The 15,295-nt window shown below is 70.5% G+C and carries 13 protein-coding genes and 1 pseudogene; 11 read left to right on the forward strand and 3 right to left on the reverse strand.

Going from position 1 to position 15,295, the window contains the following annotated elements:
• Positions 1–25: 25 nt before the first annotated feature.
• A complete protein-coding gene (locus BLW14_RS27470) occupies positions 26–1,126 on the reverse strand; it encodes a LacI family DNA-binding transcriptional regulator (RefSeq protein ID WP_093709819.1) in 1,101 nt (366 codons plus the stop codon).
• Positions 1,127–1,392: 266 nt separating this feature from the next.
• Between BLW14_RS27470 and BLW14_RS27475 the strand changes: the two genes are divergently transcribed.
• From BLW14_RS27475 to BLW14_RS27500, 6 genes and pseudogenes are all read left to right on the forward strand, one after another.
• Positions 1,393–2,343 (forward strand): ABC transporter substrate-binding protein, encoded by a 951-nt coding sequence (locus tag BLW14_RS27475; protein ID WP_093709820.1) that lies wholly within the window; start codon positions 1,393–1,395, stop codon positions 2,341–2,343.
• A gap of 67 nt (positions 2,344–2,410) precedes the next feature.
• Entirely contained in the window at positions 2,411–3,958 is a 1,548-nt protein-coding gene (locus BLW14_RS27480; protein WP_093709821.1) for a sugar ABC transporter ATP-binding protein, read from the forward strand.
• Positions 3,955–4,962, forward strand: a complete 1,008-nt coding sequence (locus BLW14_RS27485) for an ABC transporter permease (RefSeq protein WP_093709822.1) — start codon at positions 3,955–3,957, stop codon at positions 4,960–4,962. Before BLW14_RS27480 ends, BLW14_RS27485 begins: the two co-directional genes overlap by 4 nt.
• Positions 4,959–5,942, forward strand: a complete 984-nt coding sequence (gene yjfF, locus BLW14_RS27490; RefSeq protein WP_093709823.1) for a galactofuranose ABC transporter, permease protein YjfF — start codon at positions 4,959–4,961, stop codon at positions 5,940–5,942. The genes BLW14_RS27485 and yjfF overlap by 4 nt, the downstream gene beginning before the upstream one ends.
• 101 nt (positions 5,943–6,043) lie before the next feature.
• A pseudogene (locus BLW14_RS27495) lies at positions 6,044–7,237 on the forward strand (LamG-like jellyroll fold domain-containing protein); the annotation flags it as partial.
• 176 nt (positions 7,238–7,413) lie between these two features.
• Complete coding sequence (locus BLW14_RS27500; RefSeq protein ID WP_093709824.1) at positions 7,414–7,743, forward strand: hypothetical protein; 330 nt, start codon at positions 7,414–7,416, stop codon at positions 7,741–7,743.
• A 281-nt stretch (positions 7,744–8,024) separates the two neighbouring features.
• On the opposite strand, the gene BLW14_RS27510 is transcribed toward BLW14_RS27500, so the two are convergent.
• Positions 8,025–8,627: a TetR/AcrR family transcriptional regulator gene (locus BLW14_RS27510; protein WP_093709825.1), complete on the reverse strand. Its 603-nt coding sequence runs from the start codon at positions 8,625–8,627 to the stop codon at positions 8,025–8,027.
• Between the two features lie 183 nt (positions 8,628–8,810).
• Here BLW14_RS27510 and BLW14_RS27515 point away from each other — a divergent pair, with 183 nt between their 5' ends.
• Both BLW14_RS27515 and BLW14_RS27520 read left to right on the forward strand, forming a co-directional pair.
• Positions 8,811–9,737, forward strand: a complete 927-nt coding sequence (locus tag BLW14_RS27515; protein WP_093709826.1) for an acetoacetate decarboxylase family protein — start codon at positions 8,811–8,813, stop codon at positions 9,735–9,737.
• Positions 9,738–9,773: 36 nt separating this feature from the next.
• Entirely contained in the window at positions 9,774–11,369 is a 1,596-nt protein-coding gene (locus BLW14_RS27520) for a succinic semialdehyde dehydrogenase (RefSeq protein ID WP_093709827.1), read from the forward strand.
• Between the two features lie 13 nt (positions 11,370–11,382).
• Here the strand turns inward: BLW14_RS27520 and BLW14_RS27525 are convergent, their stop codons facing one another.
• Positions 11,383–12,354, reverse strand: a complete 972-nt coding sequence (locus tag BLW14_RS27525) for an alpha/beta hydrolase (protein ID WP_093709828.1) — start codon at positions 12,352–12,354, stop codon at positions 11,383–11,385.
• A 257-nt stretch (positions 12,355–12,611) separates the two neighbouring features.
• Here BLW14_RS27525 and BLW14_RS27530 point away from each other — a divergent pair, with 257 nt between their 5' ends.
• The 3 genes from BLW14_RS27530 (at position 12,612) to BLW14_RS27540 (ending at position 15,233) form a co-directional block, all read left to right on the forward strand.
• Positions 12,612–13,328 carry a type 1 glutamine amidotransferase domain-containing protein gene (locus BLW14_RS27530; protein WP_093709829.1) on the forward strand — a complete coding sequence of 239 codons (717 nt, stop codon included), beginning with the start codon at positions 12,612–12,614 and terminating at the stop codon, positions 13,326–13,328.
• A 76-nt stretch (positions 13,329–13,404) separates the two neighbouring features.
• On the forward strand, positions 13,405–14,325 hold the full coding sequence (locus BLW14_RS27535) for an NAD-dependent epimerase/dehydratase family protein (RefSeq protein WP_093709830.1): 921 nt from the start codon (positions 13,405–13,407) through the stop codon (positions 14,323–14,325).
• A gap of 107 nt (positions 14,326–14,432) precedes the next feature.
• The gene (locus tag BLW14_RS27540) at positions 14,433–15,233 is read left to right on the forward strand and encodes an SAM-dependent methyltransferase (protein WP_093709831.1); all 801 of its coding nucleotides are present in this window, start codon (positions 14,433–14,435) and stop codon (positions 15,231–15,233) included.
• Positions 15,234–15,295: the final 62 nt, after the last annotated feature.

Here is a 15,295-nt window from a genome sequence, read left to right on the forward strand (position 1 = left end):
TTGATGTGAGCGCGGGTGGTACGGGTCAGTCGCCGAGGGGTGCCCGCACGCTCTCGCGCCGGACGAGCTCCGGGGTGATGACGGGCTGGGCGCCCTTCGTCTCGGCGCCGTTCATCAGGCCGAGCAGGAGGTCGAGCGTGGTGGTGGCCACCGCGCCGAAGTCCTGGCGCACGGTCGTCAGCGGCGGCGAGTAGTACGCCGACTCCGGCACGTCGTCGAAGCCGACGATGCTGACCTGCTCCGGGACGGAACGCCCCCGCTCGGTCATGGCCCGCAGGGCGCCGAGGGCCTGGTGGTCGTTGGCGGCGAACACAGCGGTGACCTCGGGCATCCGCGCCAGCATCTGCCCCGCGCGGTACCCGGAGGCGGCGGTCCAGTCGCCCGTGCTGATCGGCGGCACCTCCGCGCCGGCCTCCTGGAGCGCCCGGCGCCACCCCTGGATGCGGCCGGCCGCGTCGAACCAGTCCGGCGGGCCGGAGATGTGCCACACCGTCTCGTGGCCCGCCTCCAGCAGGTGCTTGGTGGCCTGGTGGGCGCCGTGCTCCTGGTCGACGGCCACCATCGGCGCGCCGCGCTCGGGGTCGCCGTCGATCGTGACCAGGGGGACCTCGGCGGGCACCCCGGCCAGCGCTTCGTCCGCCGAGGCCGTGGGCGCGATGACCACGATGCCGGCCACCCGCTCGTCGCGGTGGCGCTCGACGGCGGCGGTGATCGAGGCCGGGCCCAGCTCGGGCACCCGGTGCACGCTGACCGCGAAGCCCTGGCGGGCGGCGGCGATCTCGAATGCGGCGAGGAGCGAGGAGGGGCCGTAGAGCGTGGAGTTCTGGGCGATGACGCCGATCAGCTGGGACCGCCCGGTCACCAGGGCGCGCGCCGCGCGGTTGGGCCGGTAGCCCAGCTCCTTGACGGCCGCGAGCACCCTCAGGCGGGTCTGTTCACGCACGTTGGGGTGGCTGTTGAGCACCCGGGACACCGTCTGATGGGACACGCCCGCGAGCCGCGCGACATCGGTCATCGCGGGTTCCCGCACCACTGGACTCGTCGCCGTGGCGTCCTCCACACCCATCTCCTCCTGACGGTGACCTCCCCGCTCCGGCTGCCGGCCGGGGACACGGGTGATCCGCATTGAACGTTCAATCTACGCCCCGGCCGAGGTACGGCCCCGCGATGCGGTGGCCGTCGCCCGGTGCCCGTCCTGCGCAGACCCATAGTGAGCGCTAACACTCTGGACCACAACAAGTCCGTCCCGATGCCGAATTGTGGTTTCCCCAGGGGTTGACGCGGTAAATGTTAGCGCTCACTGTTGACGCCCGTGGCCCCCGATCGCACGAGGTCGGTGGCAGGGACGCACGGTTCACGATGGAGGACGACGCTGTGTTCAAGAAAATTGCCATGATCGGCTGCGCCCTGGCGCTGGCCACGCTGACGGCCTGCGGGAGCGGCGACGGCGGCGGGTCCAAGGGTTCCGGCGGCGACAAGCTGGTCATGGGTTTCGCCCAGGTGGGCGCGGAGAGCGGCTGGCGTACCGCCAACACCAAGTCGGTGCGCGAGTCCGCCAAGAGCGCCGGCATCGAGCTGAAGTTCTCCGACGCGCAGCAGAAGCAGGAGAACCAGATCAAGGCCATCCGCTCCTACATCCAGCAGAAGGTCGACGTGATCGCCTTCAGTCCGGTCGTCGAGACCGGCTGGGACGCCGTCCTGCTGGAGGCCAAGCGCGCGAAGATCCCGGTCATCCTCACGGACCGGGCCGTCGACTCCTCGGACACCTCGCTGTACAAGACCTTCCTCGGCTCCGACTTCGTCGAGGAGGGCCGCAAGGCCGGCAAGTGGCTGACCGAGAACACCGACGGCCCCGCCAAGGTCGCCGAGATCCAGGGCACCACCGGCGCCGCCCCGGCCATCGACCGGCAGAAGGGCTTCAAGGAGGCCATCGCCGGCAAGTCCGACATCAGGATCGTGGCCTCGCAGAGCGGTGACTTCACCCGGGCTGGCGGCAAGCAGGTCATGGAGGCGCTGCTGAAGTCGCACCCCGACATCAACGTCGTGTACGCCCACAACGACGACATGGGCCTCGGCGCCATCGAGGCGATCAAGGCGGCCGGCAAGAAGCCCGGCACCGACATCAAGATCATCACGGTGGATGCGGTCAAGGCCGGCATGCAGGCCCTGGCGGACGGCGAGATCAACTACATCGTCGAGTGCAACCCGCTCCTCGGCGACCAGCTGATGGACCTGGCGAAGAAGGTCGTCAAGGGCGAGAAGGTGCCGGAGCGCGTGGTCACCGAAGAGACCGCCTTCACCTCGGAGCAGGCGGCCAAGGTCCTCAAGGACCGGAAGTACTGACAGGCGCCGCGGCCCCGCCGCCGGGACGGGTGGCGGGGCCGCTCCCCCCTTGACGAAAGCACGGGTCATGACCGATTCCCCAGCGGCCGGCGACAGCCCGGTCGTCGACATGCGCGGCATCACCGTCGAGTTCGCCGGCATCAAGGCGCTCGCGGGCGTCGACTTCCGCCTGTTCCCCGGTGAGGTGCACGCCCTCATGGGCGAGAACGGCGCGGGCAAGTCCACCCTGATCAAGGCCCTCACCGGGGTCTACCGGCCGACGGCCGGAACCATCCGGCTGAAGGACGAGCCGGTCGAGTTCACCACCCCCGGCCAGGCGCAGGACGCCGGGATCAGCACCGTCTACCAGGAGGTCAACCTCTGCCCGAACCTGTCGGTGGCCGAGAACATCCTGCTCGGCCACGAACCGCGCAGGCTGGGCGCCATCGACGGCCGGGCCATGCGGGCACGCGCCGCGGAACTCCTGGCCCGGATCGGTCTGACCATCGACCCGGCATCCGTACTGAGCAGCCACTCCATCGCCGTGCAGCAACTGGTGGCGATAGCCCGTGCGCTGGTGGTGGACGCCCGGGTGCTCGTCCTGGACGAGCCGACCTCCAGCCTCGACAGCGACGAGGTCGAGGAGCTGTTCCGGATCGTCCGGGTGCTGCGCGACGAAGGCGTGGCGATCCTGTTCGTCTCGCACTTCCTCGACCAGGTCTACGAGCTGTCGGACCGGATGACCGTGCTGCGCAACGGCACGCTCGTGGGGGAGTACCTGCCCAGGGACCTCGACCGCATGGGCCTCGTGTCGGCGATGCTGGGCCGCGAGCTCGGCGTCCTCTCCGAGGTCGAGCGCCGCTTCGAGGAACGGGCACCGGGCAGCGCCCCGGTCCTGGTCGCCCGCGGCCTCGGCCGGACCGGCGCGATCGAGCCGTTCGACCTGGAGATCCACGAGGGCGAGGTCGTGGGCCTCGCCGGCCTGCTGGGCTCCGGCCGGACCGAGCTCGCCCGGCTGCTGTGCGGTGCCGACCGCGCCGACAAGGGCACACTCTCCGTCGACGGGGAGACGGTCCGGCCCCGGGGGCCGCGCTCGCTCATCGCCAAGGGCGTCGCCTTCTGCTCCGAGGACCGCAAGGCCGAGGGCGTCGTCGCCGACCTGAGCGTCCGCGACAACCTGATCCTCGCCACCCAGGCGTCCCGGGGCTGGGCGCGGCCCGTGCCCCGCCGCACCGCCGAGGCGATGGTCGCCGAGTACATCGAGCGCCTCGACATCCGCCCCGCCGACCCCGACGCCGTGATGGGGAACCTGTCGGGCGGCAACCAGCAGAAGGTGCTGCTGGCCCGCTGGCTCGTGACCCGGCCCCGGCTCCTCATCCTCGACGAGCCCACCCGCGGGATCGACGTCGGAGCCAAGGCACAGATTCAGAAGGTGGTCGCCGAACTGGCGGCCGAGGGCATGGCGGTGCTGTTCATCTCCGCCGAACTGGAGGAGGTGGTACGGGTGTCCGACCGGGTCGTGGTCCTGCGGGACCGGCACAAGGTGGCCGAGCTGTCCGGCGGGGACATCTCCGTGGACTCCGTCATGTCGGCCATCGCGGCCGACGCCCACGGCGAAGTGGCGGTGGCCTCGTGATCCGCGGACGTCTGCTCTGGCCGCTGATCGCACTCGCCGGCCTCATCCTGCTCAACGTCGTCTTCACGCACTCCTTCCTGGCACTGCGCATCCAGGACGGCCACCTGTACGGCAGCCTCGTCGACATCCTGCGCAACGGCGCCCCGACCATGCTCATCGCGGTGGGCATGACCCTGGTGATCGCCACCCGCGGCATCGACCTCTCCGTGGGCGCGGTCGCCGCCATCGCCGGGGCCATCGGCTGCACCTGGATCGCCGACGGCGGGGACGTCCCGACCGCGGTCCTCCTCGCCCTGGCCGTGTGCGTGCTGCTCGGGCTGTGGAACGGCTTCCTGGTCTCCGTACTCGGCATCCAGCCGATCATCGCCACCCTCGTCCTCATGACGGCCGGACGCGGCGGCGCGATGCTGCTCACGGAGGGTCAGATCGTCACCGTCGACAGTTCGGCGTACCGGCAGATCGGCGCGGGCTTCCTCGTCCTGCCGATCGCCATCCTGATCAGCCTCGCGGTCCTCGGCGGGGTCGCCCTGCTGACCCGCCGCACCGCCCTCGGGATGCTGATCGAGGCGGTGGGCGCCAACCCCGAGGCCAGCAAGCTGGCCGGTGTGCGCTCCCGCACGATCACCTGGACCGTGTACGTGTTCGCCGCGTTCTGCGCGGGCGTGGCCGGCCTGATGATCAGCTCCAACGTCAGCGCCGCGGACGCCAACAACGCGGGCCTGTGGATCGAGATGGACGCCATCCTGGCGGTCGTGATCGGCGGCACCTCGCTCGCCGGCGGCCGCTACTCCCTGGGCGGCACCCTCGTCGGCGCGCTCGTGATCCAGACCCTGACCACCACGGTCTACACCATCGGTGTGCCGACCAACGTGACCCTGCTGTTCAAGGCCGTCGTGGTGATCACCGTGTGCCTGCTCCAGTCACCGCGCACGGCGCGGATCATCGGCGGCCGGCGCAGGACCCCCGCAACCGCTCCCCGATCCCAGAAGGTGGCCGCCGGATGAGCACATCGGCCCTCGCGTCCCTACGACCGCGCCTTCCCCAGCGCTTCCTGCCCGTCGTCGCGACCCTCGTGGTGTTCGCGGTGACCTTCGGGGTCGGCTCGGTGCGCTACCAGGACTTCGCCTCCGGGCAGGTGGTGGCGAACCTCTTCATCGACAACGCCTTCCTCATCGTGCTCGCCGTGGGCATGACCTTCGTCATCCTCACCGGCGGCATCGACCTCTCCGTGGGCGCCGTCGCCGCGCTGTCCACCATGATCGCCGCGTCCACCCTCCGGGCGGGCTGGCCGCCCCTGCTGTCCGTACTCGCCGTCCTCGTGGCCGGAACGGTCCTCGGCCTGCTGATGGGCCTGGTCATCCACTACTTCGACGTGCAGCCGTTCATCGTCACCCTGGCGGGGATGTTCCTGGCCCGGGGGCTGTGCTTCCTCATCAGCGTCGAGTCGGTGTCCATCGACGACCCGGCCTTCCGCGACTTCGCCACCGGCACGATCGAACTGCCCGGCGACGTCACGGTCACCTACAGCGTGCTCGTCGCCCTGGCCGTGGTGGCCGCGGCGGTGTACGTCCTCCACCTCACCCGCTTCGGCCGCACGGTGTACGCGGTCGGCGGCAGCGAGACCTCGGCGCGGCTGATGGGGCTGCCCACCACGAGGGCCAAGGTGGGCGTCTACGCGGTGAGCGGCTTCTGCTCGGCCCTGGGCGGCCTGCTGTTCGCGCTGTACATGCTCTCCGGCTACGGCCTGCACGCGGTCGGCATGGAGCTGGACGTCATCGCCGCTGTCGTCATCGGCGGCACCCTGCTGGCCGGCGGGGTCGGCTATGTGGCCGGCTCGATGGCGGGCGTGCTGGTCCTCGGCACCGTACAGGCGCTGATCTCCTTCGAGGGCACCCTCAGCTCCTGGTGGACCAAGATCGTCATCGGCGCCCTGCTGCTGGCCTTCATCGTCCTCCAGCGCGTCATCGTGCGGCAGCCCCGGTAGTCCGTCCTGCGAGGACGCCCGTCCGTGAACACCGAGGAACTGCGCATCCGCCCCACCGGAGCACCACCCTCATCCGACGACGAGACGAGGAGCGCACACCCATGAGCCCAGCACCCTCCCGGCGCACCCTGCTGCAAGCAGCGGTGTTCACGGCGGCCGCACCCGCCATCGGTACCGCCCTCCCCACGCCGGCGGCCGCCGCACCCCTCGCGGCGGCCGCCCCGGCCATCCCGGTGCCGTCCGCCTGGACGGTCCGCCCCTTCGCCCTCCAGGACGTCGCACTCGGCACCGGACTCTTCGCCGAGAAGCGGCAGTTGATGCTCGACCACGCCCGCGGCTACGACGTGGACCGGCTGCTCCAGGTCTTCCGCGTCAACGCCGGCCTCGCCACCGGCGACGCCGTCGCACCCGGCGGCTGGGAAGGGCTGGACGGCGAGGCCAACGGCAACCTGCGCGGCCACTACACCGGCCACTTCCTCACCATGCTCTCCCAGGCGTACGCGAGCACCGGAGACACCGCGTACGCGGACAAGATCCGCACCGTGGTCGGCGCGCTGACCGACGTACACGAGGCGCTGAGCCGCGAGCCCCGCATGCTCGCCGTCCCCGGAAAGTTCGGCACCGGGCAAAACAACGTCCGCGGCTCCTACCAGTACGTGGACCTGCCCAAGACCGTCCTCGGCACCGGAGCCGCGCTCACCCTCTCCGCCTGGATCAGGCCCACCCACGCGGACAACTGGGCCCGGGTCGCCGACTTCGGCAACGACACCACCCGCTACCTGTACCTCGCGGCCCGCGACGCGAAGGGCCTTCCCCGGTTCGCGATCACCACCAACGGCCCGGCCGGCGAACAGTCGCTCACCGGAACCGCCGCGCTGCCCCTGAACCAGTGGAGCCACCTCGCCGTCACCCTCGGCGGCAACACCGGCACCCTGTACGTCAACGGCACGGCTGTCGCCCGCAACACCTCGATGAGCCTCGACCCGGCCGCCCTCGGCGCCCTCGCCGACCACTGGCTCGGCCGCTCCCACTTCGCCTCCGACCCCGTGTTCGCGGGCGCATTCGACGAGTTCAACCTCTGGTCCCGGGCGCTGACGGCGGCCGAGATCACCTCCCTCCAGTCCCGGCGCGCACCCGAAACCGCCGCCGGGCGGGGCAACCTCGCCTCGTACGACTTCTTCGAGACCACCGGCGGCACCTTCACCGACGCCTCGGGCCGGAACCTGCACGCCACCCTCCGTCGCACCTGGGGTGCCCCCAGCCATCCGGGCTTCCTCGCCGCCGCCCCGCCCACCACAAGGCCGGCACCAAACCCCGGCGCGGATCTGTCGCTGAGAGTTGACAGTTGTTGTCGGTGAGTGCGGACATCGTCTGTGGTTGGGTGGAGGGGTGTCGCTGAGATTTGAGCGGCGGTGCGGGCTTGCAGTGGAGGGGGCCGCGATGACGTCGCAGTCCAGGATCGAGGGGGACCATGACCAGACGTTGGTACACACCACTCGGCATCAATCTACTACTGGGCATACCAGCCATCGTGCCCATGCTGATGCTCTGGTTTCTGCTGTCGAACTGGCCGCTCGCCGGCATGGGGCTGACGACAAGAATTCCGAACAACGAGCATGACGACAGTCCGAATGCGGCACTTCTCTTCTTCGGCCCCATGATCGCTGCGAGCGCCGTCCTCTGGTGGATCGCCAACCGTCCTCTCGCCCGCCGAACTCAACTCACCGCACTCCGCTACTGGCTCCTCTCCTTCACGGGCATTCTCATCCCAACCGCCGTCGCCATCACAGTTTGGCCCTAACGCATCCATTACTGCTGTCAGCAGTCATCTGCAGAGCCAGGTGGGGTTAAACAACAAGTTCAGGGCGTGTCCGCAAAGTCCCGTCTGGCCCGCGACGCCTGGCACGCACTCTCGCCGCACCGGCCGAAATCCCAAGTACGTCCAGTACGAGGGATGTCGGCCGGCGCACCGAGGAGTGGGGTCTCCCCTGTTCGAGCGAAGCCGAGAACTTGGGGATGCACCGGACGTCGCAGGCCACGCCCTTCGGGCGTACGACGGGACTTTGCGGACACGCCCTGGCGTCAGCGGGTGTCGGCCGCCGCTTCGAGTGCGGGGGAGGCCGTGAACAGAGCCTGGACGGCGGCGGTCACCCGGGCGGCGACCACCTCGGGTGTGGAGGCGTCCAGCTTGCCGTCCAGGTGCAGGAACGCCAGTCCGTGGACCAGGGCCCACACCGTGGTCGACAGGGCCTCCGGGTCGGTGCCCGGGAAGGCGGCGCGCACGATGCCGCGCACGTACTCGGAGATGGCGGCCGTCGCGGCGACCCGCTCCTCGCTGGCCGGGTCGCACGGCTCGGCGAACATCGCCCGGAAGAGGGCCGGGTGCTCCAGGGCGAACCGCACGTAGGCGACGGCGACGGCCGCCATGTCGTCCGGCGTCGACGGGGCGGGGTGGGCTGCCGCCAGTGACCCGGCGAGTTCGCGGTACCCCTCCGCGGCGACCGCCGAGACGAGCGCCTCGCGGTCCGCGTAGTGGCGGTAGGGGGCCGTGGCCGAGACGCCGGCCCGGCGTGCGACCGCGCGCATGGACAGGGCCGCGCTGCCGTCCTCCTCCAGCAGCTCACGGGCCGCCCGCAGACAGGCGGCGCGCAGATCGCCGTGATGGTACGTGCTGGTCTGTGCCATGGGTCCTTCTCGGTCTTCCGGTGCGTCCACAGCGCGCAATCGATGTAAATGGTGCATACATCCTAGGTGATCCGGGCCCGGAAACGGAATGCCGGGCAGCTCGCTCCCTCCATTGTTGACGGTGCTCACATTGGGTCGTACGGTTATGTGTACGCCGCTTACATGAGAGTGAGGAGGACCGTCATGTCTCCGTCCGCCCCGCAGCAGGACACCGTGGCCGTCGACCTGGGAGGCCGCGAGGTCCTTGTGCCCCAGGGGGGCCTGTACGACAGCTACCGGATGAACCCCGACCTCGACCTGATCGCCCGGGACCCGCGCGTCGGCGGGGTGGACTTCTTCCGCAAGCTCCCCAAGATCCGGGTCGACTCACCGGTCGGGCCCACGCTCACCCCGAACTTCTACTACGCGATCTCGACCGCCCGGCTCACGATGGCGGCGTCGTCCCGCGCGATCCGCGACCGGCTGCCCGAAGAGCTGTCGCCGCTGGAGATCGTCCCCGGTCTCGGCCTGGTCTCGGTCATGTTCTTCCGCTACGACGTGTGCGACATCGACTTCTACACCGAGGCCGCCGTGGGGATCGCCGTGAAACCCGCGCGCCACGGCGGGCTCGGGTTCTTCGACCTCGTCTCCGGCCTGAAGAACGAGAGCCTCGATTCCTACGTCCTCTCCCTGCCGGTGAGTTCGGACATCGCCCAGGTCCGCGGCCACGACGGCTACGGCTTCCCCAAGTGGGTGACCGGTCTCGACGTCGACATCGACCGGACCCGGACGACCGCGCGCGTGGCCGACCCCTCCGGCGGAATCGACCTGTCCCTCACCGCGGACACCCCCGCCCAGAAGTCGTACCCGAGCGGCGAGCGCGTCGGCTCGCTGACCTCGTACACGACGATCGACGGCGCCTGGCACTCCACCCTGAACCAGACCAACGTGCTGAGCGCCGGCACGACGCGCAGTGCCCGTGGCATCGCCCTCCGCCTCGGCGAGGGCCGGATGTCCGACGACCTGCGGTCGCTGAGGCCCAAGCGGATCATCCAGTTCGACGTGATGACCGAGGGCCAGGCCGCCCTGCACATGCCGGTGCCCACCTCGGTCCGGAGCCGGCACAAGTAACCGGACCGGCCCACGCAACGAAGGAGCCCCCCCGCCATGGCCACCGCACAGGCCCGCCCCGCCACCGCCCGCGGACCCCGCCTCCCCGCGACGCTCACCCCGCACGTGCTCCAGCGCCTCGCCGGCCGCGTCTCGGCGGCGCCCGACGCCGCACGGGTCACCACCAGCGCCCCCTACACCGGCGTCCCCCTGGCCGACCTGCCCGTCTCCACCCCCGCGGACGTCGAGGACGCCTTCGCCCGCGCCCGGACGGCCCAGAAGACCTGGGCCGCCACCCCGGTCGCCGAGCGCGGGAAGATTCTGCTGCGCTACCACGACCTGGTCCTGGCCCGGCAGGAAGAGGTTCTCGACCTGATGCAGGCCGAGAACGGCAAGACCCGCCGCGACGCCTTCCTGGAAGTCGTCGACATCGGCATCGTCTCCCGCTACTACGCCCGGAACGCCGCCAAATACCTCGCCCCCAAGCGCCGGCGCGGCGCGTTCCCGCTGCTCACGCATGCCACGGAGGTGCGCCACCCCAAGGGCGTCGTCGCGGTCGTCTCGCCGTGGAACTACCCGCTGAGCATGGCCGCGAGCGACACCATCGCCGCTCTGGCGGCAGGCAACGCGGTCCTCCAGAAGCCCGACACCCAGACGGCGCTCACCGCGCTGTGGTCGATGGAGCTCATGTACGAGGCCGGGCTGCCCGAGAACGTCTGGCAGATGGTGACCGGCAGGGGGAGCTCCATCGGCGGCGCGCTGATGGACAACGCCGACTACATGATGTTCACCGGCTCCACCGCCACCGGACGGCAGATCGCGAGCGACGCCGGCAGGCGCCTGATCGGCGCGTCCCTGGAACTCGGCGGCAAGAACCCCATGATCGTCCTGGACGACGCCGACATCGAGAAGGCGGCCGCGGGCGCCGTCGCGGCCTGCTTCCCCTCCGCCGGACAGCTGTGCGTCTCCGTGGAGCGCCTTTACGTGGCCGATTCGGTCCGGGACCGCTTCCTCGACGCGTTCCTCGCCCGCACCCGGAAGCTCGCGATCGGTGCCGCGTACGACTACGGCGTCGACGTCGGGAGCCTCACCACGCCCGCCCAGCTGAAAACCGTCACCGAGCATGTCGACGACGCCGTCGCCAAGGGCGCCACCGTGCTCGCCGGGGGCAGGGCGCGCCCCGACCTCGGCCCGCTCTTCTACGAGCCGACCGTGCTCACCGACGTCACCCCGGACATGACCCTGCATTCCCACGAGACCTTCGGGCCGGTCGTCTCCGTCTACACCTTCCAGGACGTCGACGACGCCGTGGAGCAGGCGAACGCCACCGCGTACGGCCTCAATGCCAGCGTCTGGTCGCGCGACGGCAGGCGCGGCCGGGCCGTCGCCGCCCGCGTCCACGCCGGGACCGTCAACGTCAACGAGGCGTTCGCGGCCGCTTGGGGCAGCGTCGACGCCCCCATGGGCGGCATGGGCGACTCCGGACTCGGCCGCCGCCACGGGGCCGAGGGCATCCTCAAGTACACCGAACCCCAGACCATCGCCCACCAGCGCGTCCAGGGCTTCACCCCGCCGAGCCGCATCTCCCCCGAGACCTGGGCCGCACTCCTCACCGGAGCACTCAAGGCCCTCAAGGCGCTCGGTGTCCGCTGACGGGACCGCGCTGTCAGTTCCTGAGCGCGTCGGCGAGGAAGTCGACGGCGAGCTTGCGGGCCACGTTGGCGGCGCGGGTGTCGCGGAGGCTGTCCAGGAGAAGGAAGTCGTGGACCATGCCGGCGACCCGGACGGACGTGACGTCCACCCCCGCCTCGCGCAGCTTGTTGGCGTACTTCTCGCCCTCGTCCCGCAGGACGTCCGCCTCGTCGGTGATGACCAGCGTGGTGGGCAGCCCCTTCAGCTGGTCCAGGGAGGCCCGGAGCGGGGAGGCGTGGTGCTCGGCGCGCTGGGCGGGATCGGTGGTGTACGCGTCCCAGAACCACTTCATGCCGTCGCGGGTGAGGTAGTAGCCCTCGGCGAACTGGTGGTACGACGGGGTGTCGAAGTCGGCGTCCGCCACCGGGTACAGCAGGCACTGGGCCCGCAGATCGATGCCCCCGCGCTCCTTGTTCATCAGCGCGAAGACGGCGGACATGCAGCCCCCGACGGACTCACCGGTCACGGCGATCCGCGAGGTGTCGAGCCCGTGCTCGGCGCCGTGCTCCAGAACCCACCGGCCCACCGCGTAGTTCTGCTCGACCTGCGTGGGGTACCTGGCCTCCGGGGCCCGGTCGTAGACGGGGAAGACGCCCGCCGCGCCGGCCCCCACCGCGAGTTCACGGAAGAGCCTGTCGTGGGTCTTGTCGTCACCGAAGACCCAGCCCGCGCCGTGGATGTAGAACAGCACCGGCAGCGGCCCGGTGGTCCCCGCCGGGCGGATGATCCGGGTACGGACCGTGCCCCACTCGCCCGCGTCGACGTCGACCCACTCCTCGTCCACCTCGGGACGGGGCACGGATTCGTCGCTCTGCAGGCCGAGCAGGATGTCGCGGCCCTTCTCCGGAGGGACCTCGTAGATCCGCGGATGCGGGTCCGTGGCCTCGCACAGCTCCTTCGCGGCCGGTTCCAGATAGGGGGTGATCGGAGGAGGAAGGTCAGTCATGTCCGCTCCTTGTCAGGGGCACCGGGTGCCCGGCTCGTACGGCTGTCCCGACCGCGGCCCATGAGCCCCCGAGTGGGCGTCGACGGTCCGAACCTCATCGTTCGCCCCCCTCCGCCCCTCCGCAACCGGGCTGGAGCGGCCCGGACCGCGATGTGCCCCGTGGCGCTGCCCGGACCCCGGACAGATGATTGGTTCGTACCGATCACACCGTTTGAGCCGAATATTCAGAGAAATTCAGAGGCAGAAGGAGGCCCGTGGTGACCAGGGTGTTGTTCGTCGTGTCTGCGGCAGACCGCTGGACGTTGCGGGACGGGGAGGTGCATCCGTCGGGGTTCTGGGGCGAGGAACTCGCCGTGCCGCACAAGATCTTCTCCCGGGCCGGCTGGGAGATCACGATCGCGACCCCGGAAGGGAAGGTCCCGACCCTGGACCGGCTTTCCATGTCCAGGACCGCCGGGCGGCCCTCCAGGCTCCGCGAGGTCGCCGCGTACCTGGAATCCATCCGGGGCGAGCTGAACAGCCCCCGCTCCCTGAGCGACATCGACCCGGACGACTTCGACCTCGTCTTCTACCCCGGCGGACACGGCCCGATGGAGGACCTGTCGGTCGACCCCGTGTCCGGCGCGCTGCTGACCCGGGTGCTCGCCTCCGGCAAGCCGCTCGCGCTGCTGTGCCACGCACCGGCGGCAGCGTTCGCGGCACAGAACGCGGACGGGTCGTGGCCGTTCGAGGGCTACCGGATGACAGGCCTGTCCAACCTGGAGGAGAAGTTCAACAGCTTCGGCCGCAAGGCCGTCTGGCTGCTGGAGGACCGGCTCCGGGAGAGCGGAGCGAAGTACTCCAAGGCCCGCCTGCCGCTGCTGCCGTACGTCGTCGTGGACCGCAGCCTCTACACGGGGCAGAACCCCCCGTCGTCCGAACGCCTCGCGGAACGCCTCGTCGCCGACGTCGAAGCGGCGTCGAAGACCGGCTAGCGGCAGCCGCGCAACGCACACCCGGCGGCCCCGGACGGGCCCCGGCATCAAGAGACAAGAAAGAGTGACGCAACACATGCACGCAGTTCTGGGCGCCAACGGACCGATCGGCGAGGAGCTCACCCGTGAGCTGTACCGCACCTTCACGCGGGACATCCGGCTGGTCAGCCGCAAGCCCGCCAAGATCCACGACACCGATCAGCTCGTCCCGGCCGACCTGACGGACCCCGCGGCCACCGACCGCGCCGTCGAGGGCAGCGAGGTCGCCTACCTCACCGTGGGCCTGCCGATGGATTCGGCGCTGTGGGAGCGGCAGTTCCCCGCGATGATGCGCAACGTCATCGACTCCTGCGCGAAGTACGGCACCAAGCTCGTGTTCTTCGACAACACGTACATGTACCCCGGGACCACCACCCCGCAGACCGAGACGACCGGCTTCGAACCCAACGGCCGCAAGGGCCGGGTGCGTGCGCAGATCGCCACGATGCTGCTGGACGCGATGGCGGAGAAGTCCGTCGAGGCCGTCATCTGCCGCGCACCGGAGTTCTACGGGCCGGGCAGGACCAAGAGCCTCACCAACTCGCTCGTCTTCGACCGGATCAAGGCGGGGAAGCGGCCGCTCGTACCCGTCGGCGCGCACACGGCCCGCTCCCTGATCTGGACCCCGGACGCCAGTCGCGCCATGGCTCTGATCGGCAACACCCCGGACGCCTACGGCCAGACCTGGCACCTCCCGGTCGCCCCGGACCGCCTCACCTACGCCGATATGGTCGAGGTAGCCGGGGAGGTCACCGGCCGCCGGCTCCGGTACACGGTGCTGCCCGAGGCGCTCTTCCGGATCGGCGGGCGCTTTGTCGGCCAACTCGGCGAAGTGCAGGAGCTGTTGCCCCGCTATCGCGGCGACAACATTTTCGACACCACGAAGTTCGCGACCCGCTTCCCCGATTTTCCCGTCACCTCCTACCGCACGGGAATCACCGAGATCCTGGGCTCCTGAAGGGAGTTGCCCCATTTCGGGCTGGTGCGGATGTGGCCCGTGAGGAAACATGGGCCCGCGTGGCACGGAGTCGCACGTGCCACCTTCGTACGAAGTGAAGAGGGCCGATGACTGACGGGCAGGGCAACCAGGTGGCGGTGGACGGAATCGACACGGGCACACCGCATTCGGCGCGCGTGTGGAACTACTGGCTGGGCGGCAAGGACAACTACGAGGTGGACCGCCGCCTCGGGGCCACGATGGAGGAGTTGTACCCCCAGATCATCGAGATAGCGCGTGCCTCCCGGGCGTTCCAGGCGCGGGCCGTGCGCTATCTGGCCGCCGAGGCGGGCGTCCGGCAGTTCCTGGACCTCGGCACCGGCCTGCCGACGGCCAACGCCACCCACGAGGTCGCCCAGGGCGTCGATCCGGCGGCACGCATCGTGTACGTGGACAACGACCCGATCGTCCTCGCCCACGCCCGGGCCCTGCTGACGAGCCGGCCCGAGGGTGCCACGGACTACGTGCACGCGGACCTGACGGACGCGGAGACGGTCCTGCGCGAGGCCGCCCGCACCCTGGACCTCAGCCGCCCGGTGGCCGTGATGCTGCTCTCGACGCTGGGGCACGTGGCGGAGGCGGACGACGCCGCGGCCCTGCTCCGCGGCTACCTGGACGCGCTGCCCGCCGGCAGCCATCTGATGCTGTGCGACACCATCGAGACCCCGGAGACACGGGCCGCGTCCGACGAGTACGCCAGCGGCGGCGCCATGCCGTACATCTCGCGGCCCAAGGAGATCGTCGCGTCGTTCGCGGACGGGCTCGACCTGGTCGAGCCGGGCTTCGGCTCGATCAGCCACTGGCGCCCCGAGGAGCCGCTCACCGGGGCCCCGGTCGACCAGTGGGGCTTCGTGGCCGCCAAGCGGTAGCCGCCCCGGCCCGGGGTGGCCGGGCCCCCGGGCCGCTCGTGCGGCTGTCCGGGGAGCCCGGC

This window comes from Streptomyces sp. 2131.1 (genome assembly GCF_900105515.1).
Classification (GTDB): Bacteria; Actinomycetota; Actinomycetes; order Streptomycetales; family Streptomycetaceae; genus Streptomyces; species Streptomyces drozdowiczii.

Bases quoted from the DNA above. Each gene is read 5' to 3' on its own strand.
- BLW14_RS27470 (WP_093709819.1), bottom strand. From the start codon at position 1,126: ATGCGGATCACCCGTGTCCCCGGCCGGCAGCCGGAGCGGGGAGGTCAC.
- BLW14_RS27475 (WP_093709820.1), top strand. From the start codon at position 1,393: ATGATCGGCTGCGCCCTGGCGCTGGCCACGCTGACGGCCTGCGGGAGC.
- BLW14_RS27480 (WP_093709821.1), top strand. From the start codon at position 2,411: ATGACCGATTCCCCAGCGGCCGGCGACAGCCCGGTCGTCGACATGCGC.
- yjfF (WP_093709823.1), top strand. From the start codon at position 4,959: ATGAGCACATCGGCCCTCGCGTCCCTACGACCGCGCCTTCCCCAGCGC.
- BLW14_RS27500 (WP_093709824.1), top strand. From the start codon at position 7,414: ATGACCAGACGTTGGTACACACCACTCGGCATCAATCTACTACTGGGC.
- BLW14_RS27510 (WP_093709825.1), bottom strand. From the start codon at position 8,627: ATGGCACAGACCAGCACGTACCATCACGGCGATCTGCGCGCCGCCTGT.
- BLW14_RS27515 (WP_093709826.1), top strand. From the start codon at position 8,811: ATGTCTCCGTCCGCCCCGCAGCAGGACACCGTGGCCGTCGACCTGGGA.
- BLW14_RS27520 (WP_093709827.1), top strand. From the start codon at position 9,774: ATGGCCACCGCACAGGCCCGCCCCGCCACCGCCCGCGGACCCCGCCTC.
- BLW14_RS27525 (WP_093709828.1), bottom strand. From the start codon at position 12,354: ATGACTGACCTTCCTCCTCCGATCACCCCCTATCTGGAACCGGCCGCG.
- BLW14_RS27535 (WP_093709830.1), top strand. From the start codon at position 13,405: ATGCACGCAGTTCTGGGCGCCAACGGACCGATCGGCGAGGAGCTCACC.
- BLW14_RS27540 (WP_093709831.1), top strand. From the start codon at position 14,433: ATGACTGACGGGCAGGGCAACCAGGTGGCGGTGGACGGAATCGACACG.